Annotated in this window: 19 protein-coding genes and 1 pseudogene; 4 read left to right on the top strand and 16 right to left on the bottom strand. The window is 63.5% G+C overall.

Annotation, left to right across the window (positions count from 1 at the left end):
• Positions 1 to 103: 103 nt before the first annotated feature.
• From Q1Y33_RS05655 to panC, 4 genes are all read right to left on the bottom strand, one after another.
• Positions 104 to 3004, bottom strand: a complete 2901-nt coding sequence (locus tag Q1Y33_RS05655) for an insulinase family protein (RefSeq protein WP_300798772.1) — start codon at positions 3002 to 3004, stop codon at positions 104 to 106.
• A gap of 23 nt (positions 3005 to 3027) precedes the next feature.
• On the bottom strand, positions 3028 to 3540 hold the full coding sequence (locus Q1Y33_RS05650) for a DUF456 domain-containing protein (RefSeq protein WP_300798771.1): 513 nt from the start codon (positions 3538 to 3540) through the stop codon (positions 3028 to 3030).
• Positions 3541 to 3814: 274 nt separating this feature from the next.
• A complete protein-coding gene (gene panD / locus Q1Y33_RS05645) occupies positions 3815 to 4174 on the bottom strand; it encodes an aspartate 1-decarboxylase (RefSeq protein WP_295907098.1) in 360 nt (119 codons plus the stop codon).
• A complete protein-coding gene (panC, locus tag Q1Y33_RS05640) occupies positions 4174 to 5010 on the bottom strand; it encodes a pantoate--beta-alanine ligase (protein WP_300798770.1) in 837 nt (278 codons plus the stop codon). Before panC ends, panD begins: the two co-directional genes overlap by 1 nt.
• A gap of 160 nt (positions 5011 to 5170) precedes the next feature.
• Here panC and Q1Y33_RS05635 point away from each other — a divergent pair, with 160 nt between their 5' ends.
• Positions 5171 to 7174 (top strand): dihydrofolate reductase, encoded by a 2004-nt coding sequence (locus tag Q1Y33_RS05635; RefSeq protein ID WP_300798769.1) that lies wholly within the window; start codon positions 5171 to 5173, stop codon positions 7172 to 7174.
• A gap of 219 nt (positions 7175 to 7393) precedes the next feature.
• On the opposite strand, the gene rd is transcribed toward Q1Y33_RS05635, so the two are convergent.
• From rd to Q1Y33_RS05615, 4 genes are all read right to left on the bottom strand, one after another.
• Complete coding sequence (gene rd / locus Q1Y33_RS05630) at positions 7394 to 7558, bottom strand: rubredoxin (RefSeq protein WP_300798768.1); 165 nt, start codon at positions 7556 to 7558, stop codon at positions 7394 to 7396.
• Positions 7559 to 7695: 137 nt separating this feature from the next.
• Complete coding sequence (locus tag Q1Y33_RS05625; RefSeq protein WP_300798767.1) at positions 7696 to 8313, bottom strand: PH domain-containing protein; 618 nt, start codon at positions 8311 to 8313, stop codon at positions 7696 to 7698.
• Positions 8297 to 9043, bottom strand: coding sequence for a 2-C-methyl-D-erythritol 4-phosphate cytidylyltransferase (locus Q1Y33_RS05620; protein ID WP_300798765.1), 747 nt, complete (start codon positions 9041 to 9043; stop codon positions 8297 to 8299). Before Q1Y33_RS05620 ends, Q1Y33_RS05625 begins: the two co-directional genes overlap by 17 nt.
• Positions 9044 to 9061: 18 nt before the next feature.
• Complete coding sequence (locus Q1Y33_RS05615; protein ID WP_300798763.1) at positions 9062 to 10384, bottom strand: peptidoglycan DD-metalloendopeptidase family protein; 1323 nt, start codon at positions 10382 to 10384, stop codon at positions 9062 to 9064.
• 204 nt (positions 10385 to 10588) lie between these two features.
• Here Q1Y33_RS05615 and lpxK point away from each other — a divergent pair, with 204 nt between their 5' ends.
• From lpxK to ssb, 3 genes are read left to right on the top strand one after another with little or no spacing between them, the layout of a single operon-like run.
• On the top strand, positions 10589 to 11632 hold the full coding sequence (lpxK, locus tag Q1Y33_RS05610) for a tetraacyldisaccharide 4'-kinase (protein WP_300798762.1): 1044 nt from the start codon (positions 10589 to 10591) through the stop codon (positions 11630 to 11632).
• A complete protein-coding gene (locus Q1Y33_RS05605) occupies positions 11616 to 12422 on the top strand; it encodes a purine-nucleoside phosphorylase (protein ID WP_300798761.1) in 807 nt (268 codons plus the stop codon). Before lpxK ends, Q1Y33_RS05605 begins: the two co-directional genes overlap by 17 nt.
• A 4-nt stretch (positions 12423 to 12426) precedes the next feature.
• The gene (gene ssb / locus Q1Y33_RS05600; RefSeq protein WP_300798760.1) at positions 12427 to 12975 is read left to right on the top strand and encodes a single-stranded DNA-binding protein; all 549 of its coding nucleotides are present in this window, start codon (positions 12427 to 12429) and stop codon (positions 12973 to 12975) included.
• Between the two features lie 105 nt (positions 12976 to 13080).
• Here ssb and Q1Y33_RS05595 read toward each other — a convergent pair whose 3' ends face one another.
• From Q1Y33_RS05595 to Q1Y33_RS05560, 8 genes and pseudogenes are all read right to left on the bottom strand, one after another.
• Positions 13081 to 13836, bottom strand: coding sequence for an SDR family NAD(P)-dependent oxidoreductase (locus Q1Y33_RS05595; RefSeq protein ID WP_300798759.1), 756 nt, complete (start codon positions 13834 to 13836; stop codon positions 13081 to 13083).
• A gap of 258 nt (positions 13837 to 14094) precedes the next feature.
• A complete protein-coding gene (locus Q1Y33_RS05590) occupies positions 14095 to 14535 on the bottom strand; it encodes a dCMP deaminase family protein (RefSeq protein ID WP_300798758.1) in 441 nt (146 codons plus the stop codon).
• A gap of 172 nt (positions 14536 to 14707) precedes the next feature.
• Positions 14708 to 18007 (bottom strand): preprotein translocase subunit SecA, encoded by a 3300-nt coding sequence (gene secA / locus Q1Y33_RS05585; RefSeq protein WP_300798757.1) that lies wholly within the window; start codon positions 18005 to 18007, stop codon positions 14708 to 14710.
• Positions 18008 to 18092: 85 nt separating this feature from the next.
• The gene (locus tag Q1Y33_RS05580) at positions 18093 to 19052 is read right to left on the bottom strand and encodes a DUF2851 family protein (RefSeq protein WP_300798756.1); all 960 of its coding nucleotides are present in this window, start codon (positions 19050 to 19052) and stop codon (positions 18093 to 18095) included.
• Between the two features lie 2 nt (positions 19053 to 19054).
• Positions 19055 to 19375 carry an iron-sulfur cluster assembly protein gene (locus Q1Y33_RS05575; RefSeq protein ID WP_300798828.1) on the bottom strand — a complete coding sequence of 107 codons (321 nt, stop codon included), beginning with the start codon at positions 19373 to 19375 and terminating at the stop codon, positions 19055 to 19057.
• 8 nt (positions 19376 to 19383) lie between these two features.
• Entirely contained in the window at positions 19384 to 19821 is a 438-nt protein-coding gene (locus Q1Y33_RS05570) for a SufE family protein (RefSeq protein ID WP_300798755.1), read from the bottom strand.
• Between the two features lie 32 nt (positions 19822 to 19853).
• On the bottom strand, positions 19854 to 21413 hold the full coding sequence (locus tag Q1Y33_RS05565; protein WP_300798754.1) for an alkaline phosphatase family protein: 1560 nt from the start codon (positions 21411 to 21413) through the stop codon (positions 19854 to 19856).
• A gap of 24 nt (positions 21414 to 21437) precedes the next feature.
• Positions 21438 to 21727, bottom strand: a pseudogene (locus Q1Y33_RS05560) (hypothetical protein); the annotation flags it as partial.

Here is a 21727-nt window from a genome sequence, read left to right as displayed (position 1 = left end):
GGGGGCATACGAAAAGAGCGGGCTGCCGGTATAACGGCAGCCCGCTCCTGGTCATCCGGCGGCGGGGCCGGCTGGCCCCGTCACCGGGTTTCGCTTGCAGGGATCAATATCCGAAGATCTCCTCCTGCGAGAGGGTCTTGATCGGACCGAGCGTCTTGAGGTAGTTCAGGTCGAGGTCCTTGATGTCGCCCAGAATGGCGTAGACATAGGGACGGTCCTTGACCCACTGCTCCTGTGCGGCCTTCACGTCGTCGAGCGTCATCGTCTGGACCTTCTCGAAGATCTGCTTGTCACGATCTTCGGTCAGCCCCATGTCGCGCAACGAGATGTACGACCACAGCACCTGGTCGCGTACCGTGCGCTCGGTGCGCAGGCGAGAGATGAGCGACTCCTTGGCGATCTGGAAGGCGGCCTCCGACTCGGGCATGTCGTTGATGATCTCGTCGAATGCCTCGATGGCCTGCTGCATCTTGTCGTTCTGCGTGGCGATGAAGGCCATGTAGCTGTAGCTGCCGTCGGCAAACGACGGCGTCGAGAGCCATGCCGACGCGGAGTAGGCCAGACCGCGTGCCTCGCGCATCTCCTGGAAGACGATGGCATTCATGCTGCCGCCGAAATACTCGTTGTAGAGCGTGATGGCGGGATCGGCCGCGAGGTCGAACTTCTCGCCGCGGTTCGAGTACTGGAGGTAGTAGAGCTGCTTGGCGTCGTACTGGGCCAGCAGCACCTCGTTCTTGTCGGTCAGGAGCGGCTGGGTAAACTTCTTCTCCAGCGGTGCGAGCTCACCCTCGACCTTGTGGTATTCGGCGAGCGTCGCCTGCAGCTCCTTCTGCGGCTGCGGGCCGTAGTAGAGCACCTCGTGCTGCTTGCCCATGAGCGAGCGCACCTTTGCGAGCAGCTGCTCGGAGGTCAGCGCCTTCAGGGCGTCGTTCGACAGCGTCGTGCGGGCGATGAACTCCGGACCGTACATCATGTAGCGCTGCAGGGCGCCGAAGTTGCGGCCCTGGCTGAGCTTGCCGTCGGCGCGGCTCTTCATGGTGTCCTCCTTCATGTTGGCGAGGATCGCCTCGTCGGGCTGTGCTCCGGTGAGCAGCCCCTCGACGATCTCCATCGCCTTGGGCATGTTCTCGCTCAGGCCCGAGATCGTGATCCACGACTGGTTGGCGCCGGCCTGCATCGAGAACGAGCAGGCGATGTCGTACATCTCCGAGGCGATCTGCTCGGCGCTCATCTCCGCGGTGCCGAGGTAGCTCACGTAGTCGAAGGCCATGCCCAGCTCGGGATCGTTCTCCGTGCCGGTATTGAAGACGTAGATCAGCGTGAAGATGTCGTTCATCTCGTTCTGCTTGTAGAGCACGTGTACGCCCGGCATGGCGTCGAACTGCGACATGTCGGTCGCGTAGTTCACGAAGACGGGCTCGATGGGCTTCACGGTGCTCTGCTGGATCGAGGTCAGGAAGTCGCTCTGCTTGTCGCGGTTCGTGACGATCGGGGTGATCTTCGGAGCGGCGATCTTCTGCACGCTCTTGTCCTCGCCCTCACGCTTGTAGACGATGGCGTAGCTCTGCTCGCCCAGGTACTTGTTGGCCCAGTCGACGACATCCTGCTTCGTGATCTTCGACATACGGTCGAGCTGGTGCACCTCGTCGGCCCAGTCGGTGCCGTAGATGAACGAGTAGGCGAAGGCGAGGGCGCGGCTGTTGTTGTCCTCGGTCTGCCGCATGAGCTGCATCTTGTAGTTGTTGACCGTTGCCTGGATGAGCTTCTCGTCGAAGTCGCCCGTGCGCAGCTTGGCCACCTCCGCGAGCAGCAGGTCGCGCACCTCGTCGAGCGTCTGCCCGGCCTTCGGGCGGCCTGCGACGATGAACTGTCCGTAGTCGGGCTGCGACGAGGCGTAGCCGTAGGCCATCAGGACCTTCTGCTGCTGTACGAGGTCGAGGTCGATCAGACCGGCCTGTCCGTTATAGATGATGCTGCCCACGATGTTGGCCACGTCCCATGACTTGTCCGTGGCGCCCGGCAGACGCCAGCCCAGCGTGACGTTCTCGGCCTCCAGACCGTAGACCTCGCGCACGATGGGCTCGGTGATCGGGGCCTCGGGCTCGAACTCCAGCTTCGGCAGGTTCTCGTTGGGCTGCATGTCGCCGAAGTACTTGTCGATCGTGGCGATCATCTCGTCGGGATCGAAATCACCGGCCACGCACACGGCCATGTTGTTGGGCACGTAGTAGGTCTTGTGGTAGTTCTTGACGTTGGTAATCGAGGGGTTCTTCAGGTGCTCCTGCGTACCCAGCACGGTCTGCGTGCCGTAGGGGTGGTGCGGGAAGAGTGCGGCGTCCATCGCCTCCCAGACCTTGCGGCTGTCCTGCGTGAGCGACATGTTCTTCTCCTCGTAGATGGTCTCCAGCTCGGTGTGGAAGCCGCGGATCACGGGGTTCCGGAAGCGGTCGGCCTGGATTTTGGCCCAGTTCTCGATCTGGTTCGAGGGGATGTCCTCAACGTAGACGGTCATGTCCTGCGACGTAAAGGCGTTCGTGCCGTTGGCGCCGATGGCCGACATGAGTTTGTCGTACTCGTTCGGAATGGCGAGTTTCGACGCCTCGTAGCTGATCGAGTCGATGCGGTGGTAGATCGCCGCGCGCTCGACCTCGTCCTCCGTCTGGCGGTAGACCTCGAAGAGCTGCTCGATCTCGTCGAGCATGGGCTTCTCGGCGGCATAGTCCGAAGTGCCGTAGTTGGGCGTGCCCTTGAACATCAGGTGCTCGAAGTAGTGGGCCAGACCGGTCGTCTCGGCGGGGTCGTTCTTGCCGCCGACCTTCACGGCGATGGCCGTCTGCAGACGCGGCGCCTCCTTGTTGACGCTCATGTAGACTTTCAGGCCGTTGGGCAGGGTGTAGATGCGGGTCTTCATCGGATCACCCTTGACCGTTTCGTACTTGTACTTGCTACAAGCCGTGGCGAGCATCGACAGCACGACGACCGCCAGAATCAGAAACCGTTTCATGTTCATACGCGATGGGTATTGAGTTAGAAAATCGTTGCAAGCCAGTCCCGCACGACGGGATAGGTGTCGGTGGCGACATGGATGAACATGCCGACCGAGGCGGCGAGCTTGAGCCCCGTACCGACGATGAACGAGAGGAACGAGCCGAAGCCGACGAGCAGGGCCTTGGCCGGGTCGCTCTTGTCGTGGAGCAGCTCGCCCAGCACGGCGCCCATGAAGGGGCCGAGGATGACGCCGAAGGGCGGGAAGAGGAAGAAACCCGCGATGACGCCGACGGTGGCGCCGATGGCTCCGGCCTTCGAGCCGCCGAAGCGGCGGGTCATCCAGGCGGGCAGGAAGTAGTCGGCGGCGCAGACCGCGACGGAGACGGCCAGCCAGATCCACACGGCCGGGGTCGATATGTGCGAGTAGGAGGTGAAGTAGGCGCACAGCAGTCCGGCGTAGCTCATGACCGTACCGGGCAGCACCGGAATGATGCAGCCGGCCGTGCCGATGATCGAGAAGAGAAAGGCTGCGACGGAAAGCGTGATGTCCATCTCGTGTCGTTTAAGTTCAGGTGATCGGGCCGGAGGGGGCGTCCCGGCGGCCGTCGGGGGTGTGGCCGGGCTCCTGCAGCGGAATCGCCAATCGCAAATATAACGATTAAAAACAGAAAATCTCCCCGGAAAGGGAGATTTTCTGTTAAAAATAGGTATTTCGACCTCCTCGCCGATGTCGCGGGGCCTCGATTTCGGGTCCGGTGCGGCCCGTGTGGCTGCGGGATCGTGCCCCGGTGCTGCCTGACCCGGGGCTTGTTGTTGTGCCCCGGTGTTACTTGACCAGCCGGTTCGTTGCCGTGTCGGGGAAGATAATCCAGGGGCGGAACTGCTTGGCCTGCTCGAAGTCCATCAGGGCATAGGAGGCGATGATGACCACGTCGCCCACCTGCACCTTGCGGGCAGCGGCGCCGTTCAGGCAGATGCAGCCGCTGTTGCGCTCGCCCTTGATCGTGTAGGTCTCGAAACGTTCGCCGTTGTTGATGTCCATGATCTGGACCTTCTCGCCCTCGACGATGTTGGCGGCTTCGAGCAGCGCCTCGTCGATGGTGATGCTGCCCACGTAATTCAGGTCGGCCTGCGTGACGGTCACGCGGTGGATCTTCGATTTTATTACTTCAATCTGGAATTTCATTATCGGATGCGGATGTTGTCGATTAAACGGATGTCGCCCGCCTGCACGGCGATGCAGCCCTGGATGCGAGGGGCGTCGTCCCACGTCGTGACCTCCTGCATGGTGCGGGCGTCGACCGACTGGTAGTAGATCACCCGCAGCAGCGGGTTGCGCTCGACCTGCTCGGTGACCCAGCGCTTGAGCTCGGCGGGCGTGAGGCGGTGCGAAGCCTCGACGGCGGCGCGCAACGTGGCGTAGATGTGGGGTGCGGCGGCGCGGTGCGGCGCGTCGAGCAGCGTGTTGCGCGACGAGAGGGCCAGTCCGTCCTCGCCGCGGACAATCGGGCACTCGACGATTTCGACCTCGAGACCGAGCTGCTCGACCATGGCGCGGATCACGGCAATCTGCTGGAAGTCCTTTTCGCCGAAGTAGGCGCGGCGGGGCCGCACGATGTCGAACAGGCGGCTGACGACCTGCGCCACGCCGTTGAAGTGTCCGGGGCGCGTGGCGCCCTCCATGACCTTGTCAATGAGTCCGAAGTCGAACTGCCGCGTATCGGGCTCGGGGTAGATCTCCTCGACGGAGGGCATGAGCACGAAGTCGGCTCCGGCCTCTTCGAGCACGCGGGCATCGGCCTCCGGCGTGCGCGGATAGTGTTTCAGATCGTTCTTGTCGTTGAACTGCGTGGGGTTGACGAAGACGCTCACGACGACCGTGGCATTCTCCTTGCGTGCGCGCTCCACGAGGGAACGGTGTCCTGCATGCAGGGCGCCCATTGTCGGGACGAAACCGATTCCCGACGGCTCCACCCCGTCCAGACGGGCGCGGAGTTCCTTGACGCTTGTAAATACTTCCATCTCTTTTCGATCGGGTTGTGCGGGGGCAAAGGTAGAAAAGATAATTAAGAATGAAAAATTAAAAATTAAAAAAGCTGCCGGGCACGGAATTTTCACTGCTTTTTTTGCTATCTTCGTGCGGATTAACCCAGACAGTACCGTTATGAAAAGTACCATTCTTATGACATTTCCCCTTTTGGCCCTTGCGTCGTGCGGCAATGCCCCGCACGAGGAGCAGGCTCCGTGGATCGTCGACCGCTTCGACGACATCAAGGTCATCCGTTACGAGGTTCCGGGCTTCGAGGCGCTGCCGCTCGAGCAGAAGGAGCTGATCTACTACCTTTCGGAGGCGGCGAAGTGCGGACGCGACATCCTCTACGACCAGAACTGCGCCGTGAACCTGCCCGTGCGCCGCACGCTGGAGGCAATCTATGAAAACTATGCGGGCGACCGCACGACGGAGGAGTGGAAGGCCCTCGAGAAGTATCTCAAGAAGGTATGGTTCGCCAACGGCATCCACCACCACTATTCCAACGACAAGTTCGTGCCGGAGTTCTCCGAGGCCTATTTCCGCGAGGTGGCGGCGTCGCTGCCCGCTGCTCTGCCCGGCGATCTGCAGCCGATGTTCGAGCTGGTCTGCGAGGCGATCTTCAACCCCGACCTCTATCCGACGCGGCTCAACCAGACGGCGGGCGAGGACCTGCTCTGGACCTCGTCGAGCAACTACTACCGCAACGTGCGGCAGGCCGAGGCCGAGAAGTTCTACGCCGACATGGCGGCCGCCGATGCGGGCAATCCCGAGCCGGTTTCCTACGGTCTGAACTCGCAGCTGGTCAAGGAGGAGAAGACGGGCCGCATCTACGAGCGCGTGTGGAAGGTCGGCGGCATGTACTCGCCGGCCATCGAGCGCATCGTCTACTGGCTCGAGAAGGCGCAGGCCGTGGCTGCCGAGCCGCAGAAGTCGACCATCGGCGCCCTGATCGAGTACTACCGCACGGGCGACCTGAAGCGCTTTGACGAGTACAACATCGACTGGGTGAAGGATACCGTCTCGAACGTCGACTTCGTCAACGGCTTCATCGAGGACTACGGCGATCCGCTGGGCCGCAAGGCGTCGTGGGAGGCCATCGTCAACTTCATGGACAAGGAGGCCTGCCACCGCACGGAGGTGATCTCCGAGAATGCCCAGTGGTTCGAGGACCACTCGCCCGTCGATCCGGCCTACCGCAAGGAGCGGGTCAAGGGCGTCTCGGCCAAGGTCATCACCGTGGCGATGCTGGGCGGCGACTGCTACCCCTCGACGCCCATCGGCATCAACCTGCCCAATGCCGACTGGATCCGCAAGGAGTACGGCTCGAAGTCCGTGACGATCGACAACATCACCTATGCCTACGACATGGCGGCCCACGGCAACGGCTTCAACGAGGAGTTCGTGCTGCGCGCCGAGGACCGCGAGCGGATGGATCGCTACGGCAAGCTGGCCGACGACCTGCATACCGATCTGCACGAGTGTCTGGGCCACGGCTCGGGCCAGCTGGCTCCCGGTGTGAAGGGCGGCGAGCTGCGCAGCTACGGCTCGACGCTCGAGGAGACGCGCGCCGACCTGTTTGGCCTCTACTACCTGGGTGACCCGAAGATGGTCGAGCTGGGGCTCGTGCCGTCGTTCGACGTGGCCAAGGCCGGCTATGCGAAGTACATTCTCAACGGCATGATGACGCAGCTGGCGCGCATCGAGCCGGGCAAGAACGTCGAGGAGTCGCACATGCGCAACCGCAAGCTCATCTGCGAGTGGTGCTACGAGCGCGGCAAGGCCGACAACGTCATCGAGTGGGTCGAGCAGGAGGGCAAGCGCTATGTCGTGGTCAACGACTTCGAGAAGCTGCGCGCGCTCTTCGGGGAGATGCTCCGCGAGGTGCAGCGCATCAAGTCCGAGGGTGACTATGAGGCGGGCCGCGAGCTGGTCGAGAAGTATGCCGTTACGGTCGATCCCGAGCTCCACGCCGAGGTGCGCGACCGCTACTATGCGCTCGGCATCGAGCCCTACGGCGGCTTTGTCAATCCCGAGTACGAACTCGTCGAGCAGGACGGCCGCGTCGTCGACGTGAAGATCTCCTATCCGGCCGACTACGTGCAGCAGATGCTCCGCTACTCGAAGGAGTATTCGTTCCTGCCGAACGTCAACTGATCCCGGCCGCACGCGGTGTGGCTGAACGAAGTGCGCCCGATGTCGTCGGGCGCACTTTTTTTGTGGCAGCTGGGCTGCGGGCCGTTTTGCGCCGACCGGGGTATGCGGTGTTTGTGGCGACCGGAGTGCGGCCGGTCTTGCGCCGGCCGAAGAAAAAGGGACACTCCGTGCGCAGTATCCCTTCGTCCAATTCGGCCCGGAGTCCGGGTCGCGGGAACCTTATTCGGCGACCTCTTCGAACTGGTCCTTGCCGACGCCGCAGAGCGGGCATACCCAGTCGTCGGGAATCTCTTCGAATGCGGTTCCGGGGGCGATGCCTCCTTCGGGGTCGCCCAGCGCCGGATCATAGACCCAGTCGCAAACGGTGCAACGGTACTTTTTCATCTTTTTTGTTGGTTTGGAATTTGTTGATAAGGATTTTGCGGTTGTTGAAACCTTGTTTTTTTCGGTTTGCGGACCCCTCGGTCTCCTTGCGGCGGCTGATGTCTCCGGCCGGAGTGTCGGGGTGTTGCGGGCAAAATTCATGCCCGTTCTTCACGCTGCGACTGTGCCGTCCCGGCGGAGGAGGAGCCCCCGGGCCCGTTCTCTTCTGCGGCGGGGGCGTTTTCGTCCGGCTCCTCGTCGTCGTCCTCTTCGGGACGGTTGCCGCCGGGCGGTGTCAGCTGTGCCACCAGCCTGTCGGCCTCGGTGCACGAGACGTAGAGCCGCTCCTCGTAGATGTCGGTGATTTCGACAAAATTCTTCCACTCGGAGGCGTAGAGCCGCACGCGGTCGAAGCGGCGCAGGTCGATGAAGTGGCCGTAGTAGCCGAAGAAGCCGCAGCCCCCGAAAACAGGAATCAGCCACCGCATGCGGCGCCTCTCGACGCGGCGCACCGAGGCAATCTCCTCGCGGCGGATTTCGGTGATGTCGAGCAGGCAGCGGATTTCGACCTTCTCGTCGGTGACGACGATGCGGCGGGGAATCGACAGCGACATCAGCGCCACGAGCGCCACGACGAACGACGTGAACCACGCCGAGAGGTAGCCCCCCTCGTAGAGGTGGTAGAGCAGCCAGCCCAGCAGGACGAAGACCACCAGGTGAATCAGCGTCCAGTAGATTGTGCGGCGTCCGAAGTGGTATTTATAGACGGTCTGCATCGGGTTCGCTCTTTTCGCTCTCCTCGCGGGCCGCAAGCAGCGCCTCGGCCACGATGAAGTCCTCGGGGGTGGTGAGCTTCAGGTTCGTGCGTTCGCCCGCAACGAGCCGCACGGCATGGCCCGCGCGCTCGACGACCGACGCATCGTCGGTGAAGGCCGTGTCGTAGGGCGCTTCGTAGGCCGCGCGGAGCAGCCCGGCGCGGAATATCTGCGGGGTCTGCACGATGCGCAGCCGCCGCCGGTCGACGATGTGCGAGGGGGTCTGCGGGTCTTCTGCGGCAGCAGCCGGGGTGTCGGGGCCGTCGGTCTCGCGGAACGAATCGACGGGCTCCACGACGGGAATGGCGGCACCGGCCGCAGCCGCCGCCTCCGCCACGCGGCGGATCATCCCGATGCTGGCCAGCGGCCGCACGCCGTCCTGTACGGCGATGAGCTCCGTCTCCGCAGGCAGGGCAGCCAGGCCGTTGCGGACCGAATGGAAGCGTTCGGCGCCCCCTTCGGCTACCGTGTGGGCGGCGACGTCGAAGCGGGCCGCAAGGTCGCGCCAGAAGGCGGCGTACTCCGCCGGGAGGATCGCGACGATCCGGGCGCCGGGCAGCGCCTCGGCGAAAAGGTTGATCGTGCGGGCCAGCACGGGCTGTCCGCCCAGCAGGCGGAACTGCTTGGGCAGCTGTCCGCCGCAGCGGCGGCCGCTGCCGCCTGCCACGATAAGTACTCCGGTAGGTTCCATGCGTCGGCTCGTTTCGGTTTATTTGCCGCTCTCCTTGCCGCTCTTCGCTGCCGGGGCGTCGGCCGTTGCCGATGCGGGCAGCGGCAGCGAGTCGAGCTGCGTGATGCGCTCCTCGTCCTTCACCTCGCCGTTGAGTTCGGCCATGATGCGGTCACGCACGTATTCGAAGACCGCGCGGTTCTCCTTCGAGATCGGTTCGGCAGGCTCCTGCGGAATCTTCAGCGGGTCGATCGGCGTGCCGTTGCGCCAGACGCGGTAGTCGAGGTGGGGGCCCGTCGAGGCGCCCGTCGAGCCGACGTAGCCGATCAGCTGACCCTGCGACACGCGTGTGCCCTTGTTGATGCCCTTGGCGTAGCCGCTCAAGTGGAGGTAGCCCGTCATGAGGTTGCCCGGGTGCTTGATCTTGAGCGTGTTGCCGCCACCGCCGCCCCAGCCCTTGAAGATCACCACACCGTCGGCCACGGCATGTACGGGCGTACCCTTCGGTGCGGCGTAGTCGACACCCGTGTGGGGCCGGTAGACCTTGTAGATGGGGTGCTTGCGCGCGTAGGTGAAGCGCGAACTGATGCGCGAATATTTCAGCGGCGCCTTGAGCATCTGCTTGCGCAGGCTCGCACCGTCGGCCTCCCAGTATTGCAGCTTGCCGTTCTGGCGGAACGGGATGGCGTAGTACTCCTTGCCGCTCTGGGCGAATTTCGCGCCCCAGATGCGGCCGATGCCCGCGGGGATCGTGTCGTCGATGAAGCGCTCGTCGTAAATCACGGTGAAGTTGTCGCCCTTCTGGATGCCGAAAAAGTCGACCGTCCACTGGTAGATGTCCTCCATCTCGGCGGCCAGGGCGTAGGGCAGCTCCTGCTCCATGATCGCACCCCAGAGCGACGAGTTGATCGTCGCGCTCTTCTTCGTGCGGCGCAGCGTGTAGGGCTTCGTGTCGCGGCGGATCGAGACCGAGTCGTCGTGGAAGCCGAAGACCACGTAGTCGGTGAGCGAGACCTCGTAGGCGAGGTAGTCCAGGTGCGGGGCGTAGAGCGAATCCTCGTGGATGAAGACCGTGTATTTCTGCCCGGCGCGGATGTTGCGCAGCGGGAAGACCTCCTTCGATGCGCGGTCCAGCCGGTCGATCGCCTGGGCCGTGACGCCGTAGGAGCCGAGTATCTGGCCGAGAGTCTCGCCGCGGCCTATTTCGCCGCTCTCGGTGCGGTAGTCGTCGGCATTGATGCCGTAGAGGAGGTTCTGCGGCGCGGCCGCTTCGTCGTTCTCCGCGGAGCTGCTGCCGCCGCGGTTGCAGGCGCCTGCCGCCACAAGCAGCAGGACGCATATCGTTGTCCGGATTCGTTTCATAGTGCAACGGCAAAGTTAATAAAAAAACGACAGCCTGCACCGTCCTTTTCCTGCAAAGCGCCCCAGATCGGGGGCGAAACGCCCGTTTTTTGTGCTTTTTGTCGTGTGATAAGGCCTCATGGGCGAAGTTTTGGGACGATCGTTTTGCGGTCCGGAGATTTATTGCTACCTTTGAAAAATCGAGCATTGAACCGGAAAAGAGAGATGTGGAAGTGTCTGCTTGCGCCTGCTGCGCTCCTCTATAAGGCGGGGGTGACGTTGCGTCACCGCCTCTTCGACTGGGGCGTTCTCAAAAGCGAGCGCTTAGACATTCCGGTCATCTGCATCGGCAACATCACCGTCGGCGGCACGGGCAAGACCCCGATGGCCGAGATGATCATCTCCTACATGTCGCAGATGCACCGCGTGGCGCTGCTCTCGCGCGGCTACGGACGCCGCACGAAGGGCTATCTGGAGGTACAGTACGACTCGCACTACCGCATGGTGGGCGACGAACCGCTGCAGATCAAGCTCAAGTTCCCCGACATCGTGGTCGCCGTGTGCGAAAAGCGGGCCGACGGCATCCGCCGCATCCGGGCCGACCACCCCGACGTGGACCTCATCATCATGGACGACGGCTTCCAGCACCGCTACGTGGAGCCGAAGGTCAACATCGTGATGATCGACGCCACGCGCCCCGTTCAGCACGACAAGATGCTGCCGCAGGGCACGCTGCGCGACCTGCCCGAGGAGCTGCACCGCGCCCACTACTTCGTGGTGACGAAGTGCCCCGACCGCATGGCGCCCATCGACCGCCGCATCCTGCGCAAGGTGCTCATCCAGGTCGCCTACCAGCGGGTCTACTTCACGCGCTTCGAGAGCTTCATGCCCCAGCCGCTCTATGCGGACGAGGCGAGCCCCGAACCGCTCAAGCCCGGGGCGAAGGTCATTGCCCTGTCGGGCATCGGAAACCCGCGCCCCTTCCTGCAGACGCTGCACGAGCGCTACGACGTCGTCGCGGAGATGACGCTCGACGACCACCACGTCTACAAGGTCCGCGACATGAATGCCCTCGCAGGGCTGCTCGCAAAACATCCCGGCTCGGTTATTGTCACGACCGAGAAGGATGTCGTCAAGATGACCAACCGTGCAAAGGTGCCCGCCGAAGTGCGGCGCACGTTGTACTACCTACCGATCAATATTTCATTCATAGAGGATTCGGCAACGGATTTTCTGCAAAAATTAGAAGAAGATGTTAGAGGAAATTAAGAAGACCGCCGCCTGGATCAAGGCGCAGACGCACGATTTCTCGCCCGAAGTGGGCATCATCCTCGGTACGGGCCTCGGCGACTTCGCCGACCGCATCGAGACGGAATACGCACTCGACTACAAGACGATCCCGGGCTTCCCCGTCTCGACGGTCGAGGGGCACAAGGGCCGTCTGATCTTCGGCCGTGTCGAGGGGCACAGGGTCGTGGCCATGCAGGGCCGCTTCCACTACTACGAGGGCTACGGCATGCAGCAGGTGACCTTCCCCGTGCGGATGATGCAGCAGCTGGGGATCAAGTATCTCTTCGTGTCGAATGCTTCGGGCGGCATCAACACGTCGTTCCGTGTGGGCGACCTGATGGTCATTACGGACCACATCAACCTGATGCCCAACCCGCTCATCGGCCCCAACATGGCCGAACTGGGACCCCGCTTCCCGGACATGCACAACTGCTACGACAAGGAGCTCATCGCCCGCGCCACGCGCATCGCCGAAGAGGAGGGCATCAAGCTCCAGTACGGCGTCTACGTCGGCGGTACGGGCCCGACATTCGAGACGCAGGCCGAATACCGCTACTTCAAGGCCATCGGCGGCGATGCCGCGGGCATGTCGACCGTACCGGAGGTGATCGTGGCGCGCCACATGTCGATTCCTGTCTTCGGCGTCTCGGTCATCACGAACTGCGGCCTGTCGGACGAGGTGGGCGACCACGAGGACGTGCAGCGTCAGGGCAAGAAGGCCGGGGTGCACATGCAGCGCCTTTTCGAACGGATGATCAAAGAGCTTTAGCGATATGGTAAACAAGGTGATTCTGGTGGGCAACGTGGGCCTCGACCCCGAAGTGCGCACGACCGAGAGCGGCGTCAAGGTGGCCCGCGTGCGTCTGGCGACGACCGAACGGCTGTTCGACCGGGCGTCGAACGAGACGAAGGAGCACACCGAGTGGCACACGATCACGCTGTGGCGCGGACTGGCCGACGTGGTGGACCGCTACGTGCGCAAGGGCACGCAGCTCTACATCGAGGGGCGCCTGCGCACGCGCGAGTGGATGGACAAGGACAACAACAAACGCTATACGACCGAGATTCTGGCCGACACGATGAACCTGCTGGGACGTCGGCAGGACAACCCCGCGTCGGACAGTGCCCCGTCGGGCGGCTACGGTCAGCAGGGTGCTGCGTCGGGCTACGGCTCGGGTGCCCCGTCCTCCTACGGCCGTCCGGCCGCGCAGGGCGGTTACCAGCAGCAGCCGGCGCAGGGCGGTTACCAGCAGCCCGCCGCGGCGTCGCAGCCTGCGGCTCCGGCCATGCCGGCGGACGATCCCGATGACCTGCCGTTCTGACGGGTCCGGCATTCCGTTGTACGGCTTCGGGCCGATGAAAGCAAACGCCTCCGTTCCGTCGGAACGGAGGCGTTTTTCCTGCCTTTACTTTCTACTTTTGACTTTTTACCTTTCACCTTTCACCTTTCCTGCCTTTTCCCTTATCTTCAGCCGCTCCCAGATGCACTGCGGGATCAGCCGCCAGAAGAAGACAAAGAGGGCATAGCGGCGGTCGATGACCATACGGCGCCGCTTGCGACGCAGTGCCTGCATGATGCGCGCGGCGACCTTGTCGACCTGCATGAGCATCGGGTAGTGGTCCTCCTTCTTGAGCAGCGGTGTGGCGACGAATCCCGGGCGGATGTCCGTGAAGCGGATGTTGCACCCCTCCATGCACGAGAGCTGGGCCAGGGCGTCGATGTAGGTGTTCTGCATGCGCTTGGTCGCCGAGTAGGCGGGTGCGGAGCCCAGACCCCGCGTTCCGGCAATCGAGCTGATGACAGCCAGGTGTCCGCCGCCGTGGGCCCGGAAGTAGCCGTAGGCAGCCGTCACCATGCGCACGAAGCCTTCGCCGTTGGTGCGCAGCGTGGCGATCTCGATGTCGGGCCGCAGGTCGGTGTTGCGGCTGCCGATGCCTGACGAGTGGAGGTAGATGTCCATGCCTCCGAGTTTGGCGATGAGCCGTGCGAGGTGCTCGGGCGCGTCGTCGCGCGTGACGTCCAGCGCCTCGGTGACGATCTGTTCGGGTGCGAGGGCTTTCAGGTCGGCGAGTGCCTCCTCCCGGCGTCCCGCGGCACCGATTTTCCATCCTTCGCGGATGCAGAGCCGTGCCACTTCGAGCCCGATGCCCGACGTGGCGCCTACGATGACGATGCGTTTCATGGCGATCCGTGGTTTGGTTTTACACCTAAATATACGGGTTTTATTCCGAAAAAGCAAATCCGCGTCCGCAGTCCGATGCCGCGTCTTCCGCTGCCGGTACGAAAAAAGGAGCCCGCAAAGGCTCCTTTTTCTCTATGGTCTGTTGCGGCCGTTCGTTCGTTCCGCCGCATCCGGCATCCGGCTCTCTGCCGCACCGCTTCCGGGGAATTGCCGTCTGTACCGCCGTTATCGCCGCTATCGCCCCCCCCCTCTGCCGCCTTATTTCGCCTCTTCCGGGGTGCACTGCACGCACTCGATACCGACGCGGCGCAGCAGGTCGAGCCCCTCCTCGGAGCGGTAGTCCTCCCAGTAGACCACGCGCTTGATGCCCGCCTGGATGATGAGCTTCGAACACTCGATGCAGGGGGCGGCGGTGATGTAGAGGGTCGAACCGTCGCAGTTGTTCGCCGACTTGGCGACCTTCGTGATGGCGTTGGCCTCGGCATGCAGCACGTAGGCTTTGGTGTGGCCCGTCTCGTCCTCGCAGATGTTCTCGAAACCCGACGGCGTGCCGTTATAGCCGTCCGAGATGATCATCTTGTCCTTGACGATCAGCGCCCCGACCTTGCGGCGCACGCAGTAGGAGTTCTCCGCCCAGATGCGGGCCATGCGCAGGTAGCGCATGTCCAGTTGCCGTTGTTTTTCTTCCTGATAGCCCACGGGAAAAAAGGTGAAAAGTGAAAGGTAAAAGGTGAAAAGTGGAAGGGTAGCGGGTTTCGGCCGCAGCCGGAAAGCGGGAGGTGAAAGGTCGCGCGGGAGTTTTCATCTCGGGTCGCCCCCCCCCTCCCTCGCTTTGCCTTTCACCCCTCTTTTTACCGGACGGCTGTCCCGGTCAGAGGTCCTTGCCGTGGCAGTTCTTGTACTTCTTGCCCGAACCGCAGGGGCAGGGATCGTTGCGTCCGACCTTCTTCTCGACGTGGATGGGCATGGGTTTCTGTTTCTCGCCCTGTCCGGCCTGTGCGGCGGCCTGCATGCGCGAAGCCTGGAGTTTGTTGACGTCGACCTTGGCGCGCTCCTGCTGGCGGCGCTGCTGCTGCATCGCCTCGGCATTCTGGTCGCGCACGGGGATGTAGGCCCTGTTGAGGATCGCCAGCACCTCGCGGTTGATCTTGATGAGCATCTTCGAGAAGAGCCCGAACGATTCGAACTTGTAGATCAGCAGCGGGTCCTTCTGCTCGTAGGTGGCGTTCTGCACGCTCTGGCGCAGGTCGTCCATCTCGCGCAGGTGCTCGCGCCAGGCGTCGTCGATCGTCGTGAACATCACCACCTTCGAGAAGACCTTGTAGATCTCGGCGCCGTCCGTTTCCTGGCACTTGCGCAGGTTCACCGGCACGTTGTAACCGAGGTGTCCGTCCGTCAGCGGGAAGAAGATGTTGGATTCGAGCTGGTCCTTGCGGTCCTCGTAGATGCGCTGCATGACCGGACGCACCGTGTCGGCCACGGCCTTGGCGCGGCGTGCATAGGTCTCGCGCAGGTCCTTGACGATCAGTTCGACCAGCTCCCCGGGCTTGGCGTCGGAGTAGGTCGCCTCGTCGAAGGTCGGCTCGACGGCCACCTCGCGGATCATCTCGAAGCGGAACTCCTCGAAGTCGACGCCGCGCGTCGTCTCGACGAAGTTCTCGGCGAAGTCGTACATGATGTTGTTCAGGTCGATCTCGATCCGCTCGCCGTAGAGGGCGTGGCGGCGGCGCGTGTAGATCACCTCGCGCTGCGAGTTCATCACGTCGTCGTATTCGAGCAGCCGCTTGCGGATGCCAAAGTTGTTCTCCTCGACCTTCTTCTGGGCGCGCTCGATGGCCCGCGTCATCATGCCGGCCTGGATCACCTCGCCCTCCTTCAGGCCCATGCGGTCCATCATCGAGGCGATGCGGCTCGAGCCGAACAGGCGCAGCAGGTCGTCCTCGAGCGAGACGAAGAACTGCGACGATCCCGGGTCGCCCTGACGTCCGGCACGGCCGCGCAGCTGGCGGTCGACGCGGCGGCTCTCGTGGCGCTCCGTACCGATGATCGCCAGACCGCCCGCGGCCTTGACCTCGGGCGTGAGCTTGATGTCGGTACCGCGGCCGGCCATGTTTGTGGCGATGGTCACCTGGCCCGAGCGTCCGGCCTCGGCAACGACCTGTGCCTCGAGCTGGTGCTGCTTGGCGTTCAGGACGTTATGCTTGATGCCGCGCAACTTGAGCATGCGGCTCAACAGCTCGGAAATCTCGACCGACGTCGTACCGACGAGCACCGGACGGCCCTCCTTGACCAGCCGCACGATCTCCTCGATGACGGCGTTGTACTTCTCGCGCTTGGTCTTGTAGACGAGGTCCTGCCGGTCGTCGCGGATCACGGGGCGGTTCGTCGGGATCACCACGACGTCGAGTTTGTAGATGCTCCAGAACTCCGATGCCTCCGTTTCGGCCGTACCGGTCATGCCGGCCAGCTTGTGGTACATGCGGAAGTAGTTCTGCAGCGTGATCGTGGCGAAGGTCTGCGTCGCGGCCTCGACCTTGACGTGCTCCTTGGCCTCGATGGCCTGGTGCAGGCCGTCCGAGTAGCGGCGTCCTTCGAGGATACGGCCCGTCTGCTCGTCGACGATCTTCACCTTGTTGTCCATCACGACGTACTCGATGTCCTTCTCGAACATCGCATAGGCCTTCAGCAGCTGGTGTACCGTGTGCACGCGCTCGGACTTGATGGCGTAGTCGTTGATTACCTCGTCGCGCTTCTGCGCCCGCTCCTCGGGCGAAAGGCCGCTCTTCTCCAGCTCGGCCACCTCGGCGCCGATGTCGGGCAGCACGAAGAAACCGTCCTCGTTAAAGAACTTCGAGAGCGCCTCGTGCCCCTTGTCGGTGAGCTCCACCGAGTTGAGCTTCTCGTCGATGACGAAGTAGAGGTCGTCGGTGATCTCGGGCATGCGGCGGTTGTTGTCCTGCATGTAGATGTTCTCGGTCTTCTGCATCAGGGCCTTGACACCCGTCTCCGAGAGGTACTTGATCAGCGGCTTGTACTTCGGCAGACCCTTGTGCGTGCGGTAGAGCTTCACGCCGCCCTCCTCGTTCCTGCCCTCGGAGATGAGCTGCCGCGCCTCGGCGAGCAGCGACGTCACGAGGTTCTTCTGCAGGTTGTAGAGGTGCTCGATGGCCGGGCGGTACTGCTCGAAGAGCTGGTCGTCGCCCTTGGGCACGGGGCCCGAGATGATGAGCGGCGTGCGGGCGTCGTCGATGAGCACCGAGTCGACCTCGTCGACGATGGCGAAGTGGTGCTTGCGCTGCACGAGGTCTCGGGGCGACGAGGCCATGTTGTCGCGCAGGTAGTCGAAGCCGTACTCGTTGTTCGTACCGAAGGTGATGTCGGCCAGGTAGGCCTGGCGGCGCGCCTCGGAGTTGGGCTGCGTGTCGTCGATGCAGGCGACCGACAGTCCGTGGAACTCGTACATCGGGCCCATCCACTCGGAGTCTCGCTTGGCCAGGTAGTTGTTCACCGTGACCATGTGTACGCCCTTGCGGGCCAGGGCGTTGAGGAACACGGGCAGCGTGGCGACGAGCGTCTTACCCTCACCCGTGGCCATCTCGGCGATCTTGCCCTTGTGGAGCACGACGCCGCCGAAGAGCTGCACGTCGTAGTGGATCATGTCCCACTTCACGTCGTTGCCGCCCGCGAGCCAGTGCGTGGCGTAGACGGCCTTGTCGCCCTCGATGGTGACAAAATCCTTCGAGGCCGCGAGGTTGCGGTCGAAGTCGTTGGCCGTGACGACGACCGTGTCGTTCTGTGCGAAGCGGCGCGCCGTATCCTTCATGATGGCGAAGGCCTCGGGCAGAATCTCGTCGAGTTTCTGCTCGATCTTCTCGTCGATGCGCTTCGTCGTCTCGTCGATCTCCTTCGAGACCTTCTCTTTCTCTTCGAGCGACGTCTCGGGCTTCTCCAGCGTGGCCTTCAGTTCGACGATGCGGGCCTCGTCCGGTGCGATGAAGTCGGCGATCTGCTGCTTCAGCGCTTCGCTCCGGGCGCGCAGCCCGTCGTTCGAGAGTGCCTCGATAGTGGGGTATACGGCCTTGATCTTCTGGAGATAAGGCTCGATCTCCTTGCGGTCCTTGTCGGCTTTCGAGCCGAAGAAGAACTTGATTAATCCTGCTAATACGTCCATATTGTCGTTTTGTTATTTGCGTGTTTGGGCGGTAAATCCTACAAAAGTAATGATTTTCCGGTAAAAACGCAAGAAGAGGGGCCGTTTATGCCCTTCCGTCGGCGATTTTCTGCAAAATGCGCCGTCCGACGGGACATTCCGCACAACGCTCCGCCGCACAGTACTCCGTGGCGAGCTGCAGCAGGGCCTGCGATTCGAAGGCGTTGCGGGGTGCGGCGCCCGCCGTGGCCCACAGGCGCGTGTAGCGGTTCTCCTCGGCGGGCAGACGCTCGAGCAGCGTGAGGGCGCTGTCGCGCAGCGCCTCGCGGCCCGTATGGCTGCCGTAGGCGAACTGCAGCACGCAGACGAGGTTGATGCCGATGATGTTGGCTTTGAAGCGGCCGATGCGTTTGGGCGACTCGTCGCGCTCGGCGCCCGGCGTGTGGTGCGTGCGCCAGTAGGGCGAGGCCTCGATGCAGAAGAGCCGCCGGATATCCTCCTCCGTGCGGCAGGCCATGGCGCGCTCCATGATGAATTCGTCCTGCGAGAAGAACTCCGCGGCCTGCGCGATGCGCAGCACGGGGTGGTTCGCCGGGCGGATGTTCGCCAGCTGCCACGCCCCGGGCTCCATCGCCGCGATTTCGTACTTGGCGGCCAGGTAGGCGAACGTGCGCTTCAGATCGAGCGTGTAGATGTCGTGCGGGTAGAGTTCGAGCAGCCCCGAGGTGCCCAGCAGCAGCGCCTCGACGGCGTGCGGCACCAGCCGCTCGCGCAACACCGTCTTGTAGGGCACGCGGCGCGCCAGCTCGAGAAAGGCCTGCTGGTTCTGCCGGTCGCCCAGCGTGCGGAAGTAGAGCAGGTAGAAGGTCTGGTTCCAGTTTTCGGCAGCTTCGCGGTGCAGCGCCTCGACGGTGCGCATCTTGCGGCCGAGGCGGTCGAAGAGCAGCGACGTGAAGACCTCGCCGCGCTGCAGGGCGCTCTGTGCCGCGAGGTATCCGCCGCACGGGCACGTGGCGGCACCCGCCACGAGGCGGTCGAGCAGCTTGCGTGCGGGCGCGTTCTCCATCGTCAGAGCAGGTTGAGCTCCAGCAGCGCCTCCTCGGACATCATGCTCTTGTCCCAGACGGGATCGAACGTGAGGATGACGTTCACGGCCTTCACCCCCTTGACCTTGGCCACCTGCTGGTTGACGTCCTCGACGAGCATGTCGGCCATCGGGCAGTTGGGCGCCGTGAGCGTCATGCGGATGTTGGCCGTGCCGTCGGGCGTGTAGTCTATTTCGTAGATGAGTCCCAGGTCGTAGACGTTGACCGGGATCTCGGGATCGTAGATGTTTTTCAGGGTCGCTACGATGTCCTTTTCGACCTGCAGTATCTCTTCGGGTGTCATGTTGCCGTTCATTCGTGTGACTGTTCCTTTTCCCTGGCCTCGAAGGCCAGCGCATAGAGGCGCATCTGCTTGATCATGGCGACCAGCCCGTTGGCCCGCGTGGGCGAGAGGTTGGCCGCCAGACCGATGGCGTCGACGAAGTAGAGCTCCGTGGAGAGTATCTCCTGCGGCGTGCGTCCGTTCAGCACGCGGATCAGCAGCGAGATGATGCCCTTGGTGATGATGGCGTCGCTGTCGGCCGAGTAGTGGACGCGGCCCCCTTCGAGGCGGGCGTCGACCCACACGCGCGACTGGCAGCCCTGAATGACGTACTGCTCGGTGCGGTGCTCCGGCGCGATGGCCGGCAGCTGGTCGCTCAGCGAGATCAGGTAGTCGTACTTGTCGAGCCAGTCGTCGAAGACCGAGAACTCGTCGATGATCTCCTCCTGTACCTTGTCCTTTTCCATATCTTGTCGTTCTTTGATTCTTGTTGAACCGCCTATTCCGCCGTCTCGGCGAGCACTTCCCCTTCGGAGGCCGTCGGGGCGTCGATGCCCGCCAGGCGAGCGAGCGTCGGGGCCACGGCCGTCATGCCGACCTGCCGCCGCACGCGCTGCGGCGCGATGCCCTTGCCGTAGAAGATCAGCGGCACGTGCGTGTCGTAGCCGTACATCGACCCGGAGGCCGAGACCACGCCGTCGCGCTCCTCGATCCATCCCGGCATGAGGTTGAGCACCACGTCGCCCGAGCGGCGCGGGAAAAATCCGTTCTGCATCAGGCGGGCGTAGCCGCTGCCGAAGTAGCTCGTGCGCATGGCCGTCGAGGAGAGCGCATGCGACACGCCGTCGAACTGCATGGCGAAGGTCGCCACCTCGTTCTGCACCTCCGAGAGGTCGAGCCCCCGTTCGTAGATGAGGTTGTGGTTGAGCCATACGCACCGTTCGTCGTAGCCGAGCACCCAGTTGCCCATGCCGTAGCGGACGTTCAGGAAGCCGTTGACGATCACCTCGAACTGCCGACTGTTGAAGCGCTCGGCGGGCGTGGGGCCCGCATCGAACGAGGGGCTGGAGCCGTGGTCCGAGGTGAGGACCGCGACGGCGTCGCCGTCGCGCACCTGTGCGAAGAGGTAGGTCAGGAAGTCGGCCAGATCGCGGTCCAGCCGGTAGTACATGTCCTCGACCTCGACCGATTCGGGCCCATAGGTCTCCATGATGCGGCGCGCGGGGTCGAGGCAGACGGTCAGCAGGTCGGGCACCTCGTCCGCGCCGAGGCGGTACTGCGCGATGGCCTGCTTGGCGAAGCCGAGCAGGGCGCTGTTGCCCGCGGGCGTGCAGCGCAGCCGCTCCAGGTCATCGGCCGGGCGCAGGCGCCCCTTGCCCGCATCATCCTTCTCCTTGCGGCTGCGGGCCGCGAGGGTGATGTCCCAGTGCCGCGTGTTGCGGTAAAGGTTGCGGTCGAGCAGCGTGCGCCACTCGTCCGAGAGGTAGGAGAGGTTGTAGCGTTCGCGGTTGCTGCGGCGCACCCAGTCGGGCAGCTCCTCCGCATAGTAGGGCGACGTGACCCAGTCGCACCGCTCCGTGTCGAGCCAGAAGGCGTTGCCGCCCTTCCCGGCCAGGATGACGGCCGATTCGGCTTCGGCGGCGACGGTCACCGTGCGGCTTTCGGGACATTGCGCGCGCAACGTCTCGGCCAGCGTCGGGGCGATGAAGCGGTAGGCGCCGGGGCCGCGCTTGCCTTCGGTCAGGAAGACCGTCTCGTTCGACGTATAGTCCTTCCACGTCAGGCCGATGATGCCGTGCATCGAGGGCAGGGCTCCCGTTGCGAGCGTCGCGAGCGACACGGGCGTCGTGGTCTGCATGCAGTCGTAGCGGGCGTCGGCATAGACCGTGCCGCCCCCGGTCAGGCGTCGGAACCCGCCGTCGCCGAAATTCGCGGCGTAGCGCTCCAGGTCGCCGGCGCGCATCGAGCCGACGACGATCTGCACGATCAGCCGCGGCTTGGCCGCAGCCGTGAGGGCCGTTGCGGCGGCCAGCAGGAGCAGGATGATTCTCTTCTTCATGGTGCGTATGAACAGGCCGCAAATTTACGAATTAATTTCGATACATTGTCTGAAATATTCCGCCTCGGCATGAAAATCCACGCCGGGCAGGGCGGCGATGCGCTCCAGCATGCGGCGGCAGAAGTCGCGGTGCGCCGCCGAGTGCGGATCGCGGGGCCGGTGTGCGGCCGCCGCGGCGATCGCCTCGACCGACACGAGGGGCGCCAGCGTGGAGGTCGTCCCGTCCCCCGTGCTCATGCCCATCGAGCTCAACAGGCCGAACGTCGTTGCGGCGAAGGTGAGGCCCCACGACAGCAGGTAACCGAGCACGGTGC

Source organism: uncultured Alistipes sp. (genome assembly GCF_949296715.1).
Classification (GTDB): Bacteria; Bacteroidota; Bacteroidia; order Bacteroidales; family Rikenellaceae; genus Alistipes.
This window is presented reverse-complemented; position numbering and strand designations above follow the sequence as displayed.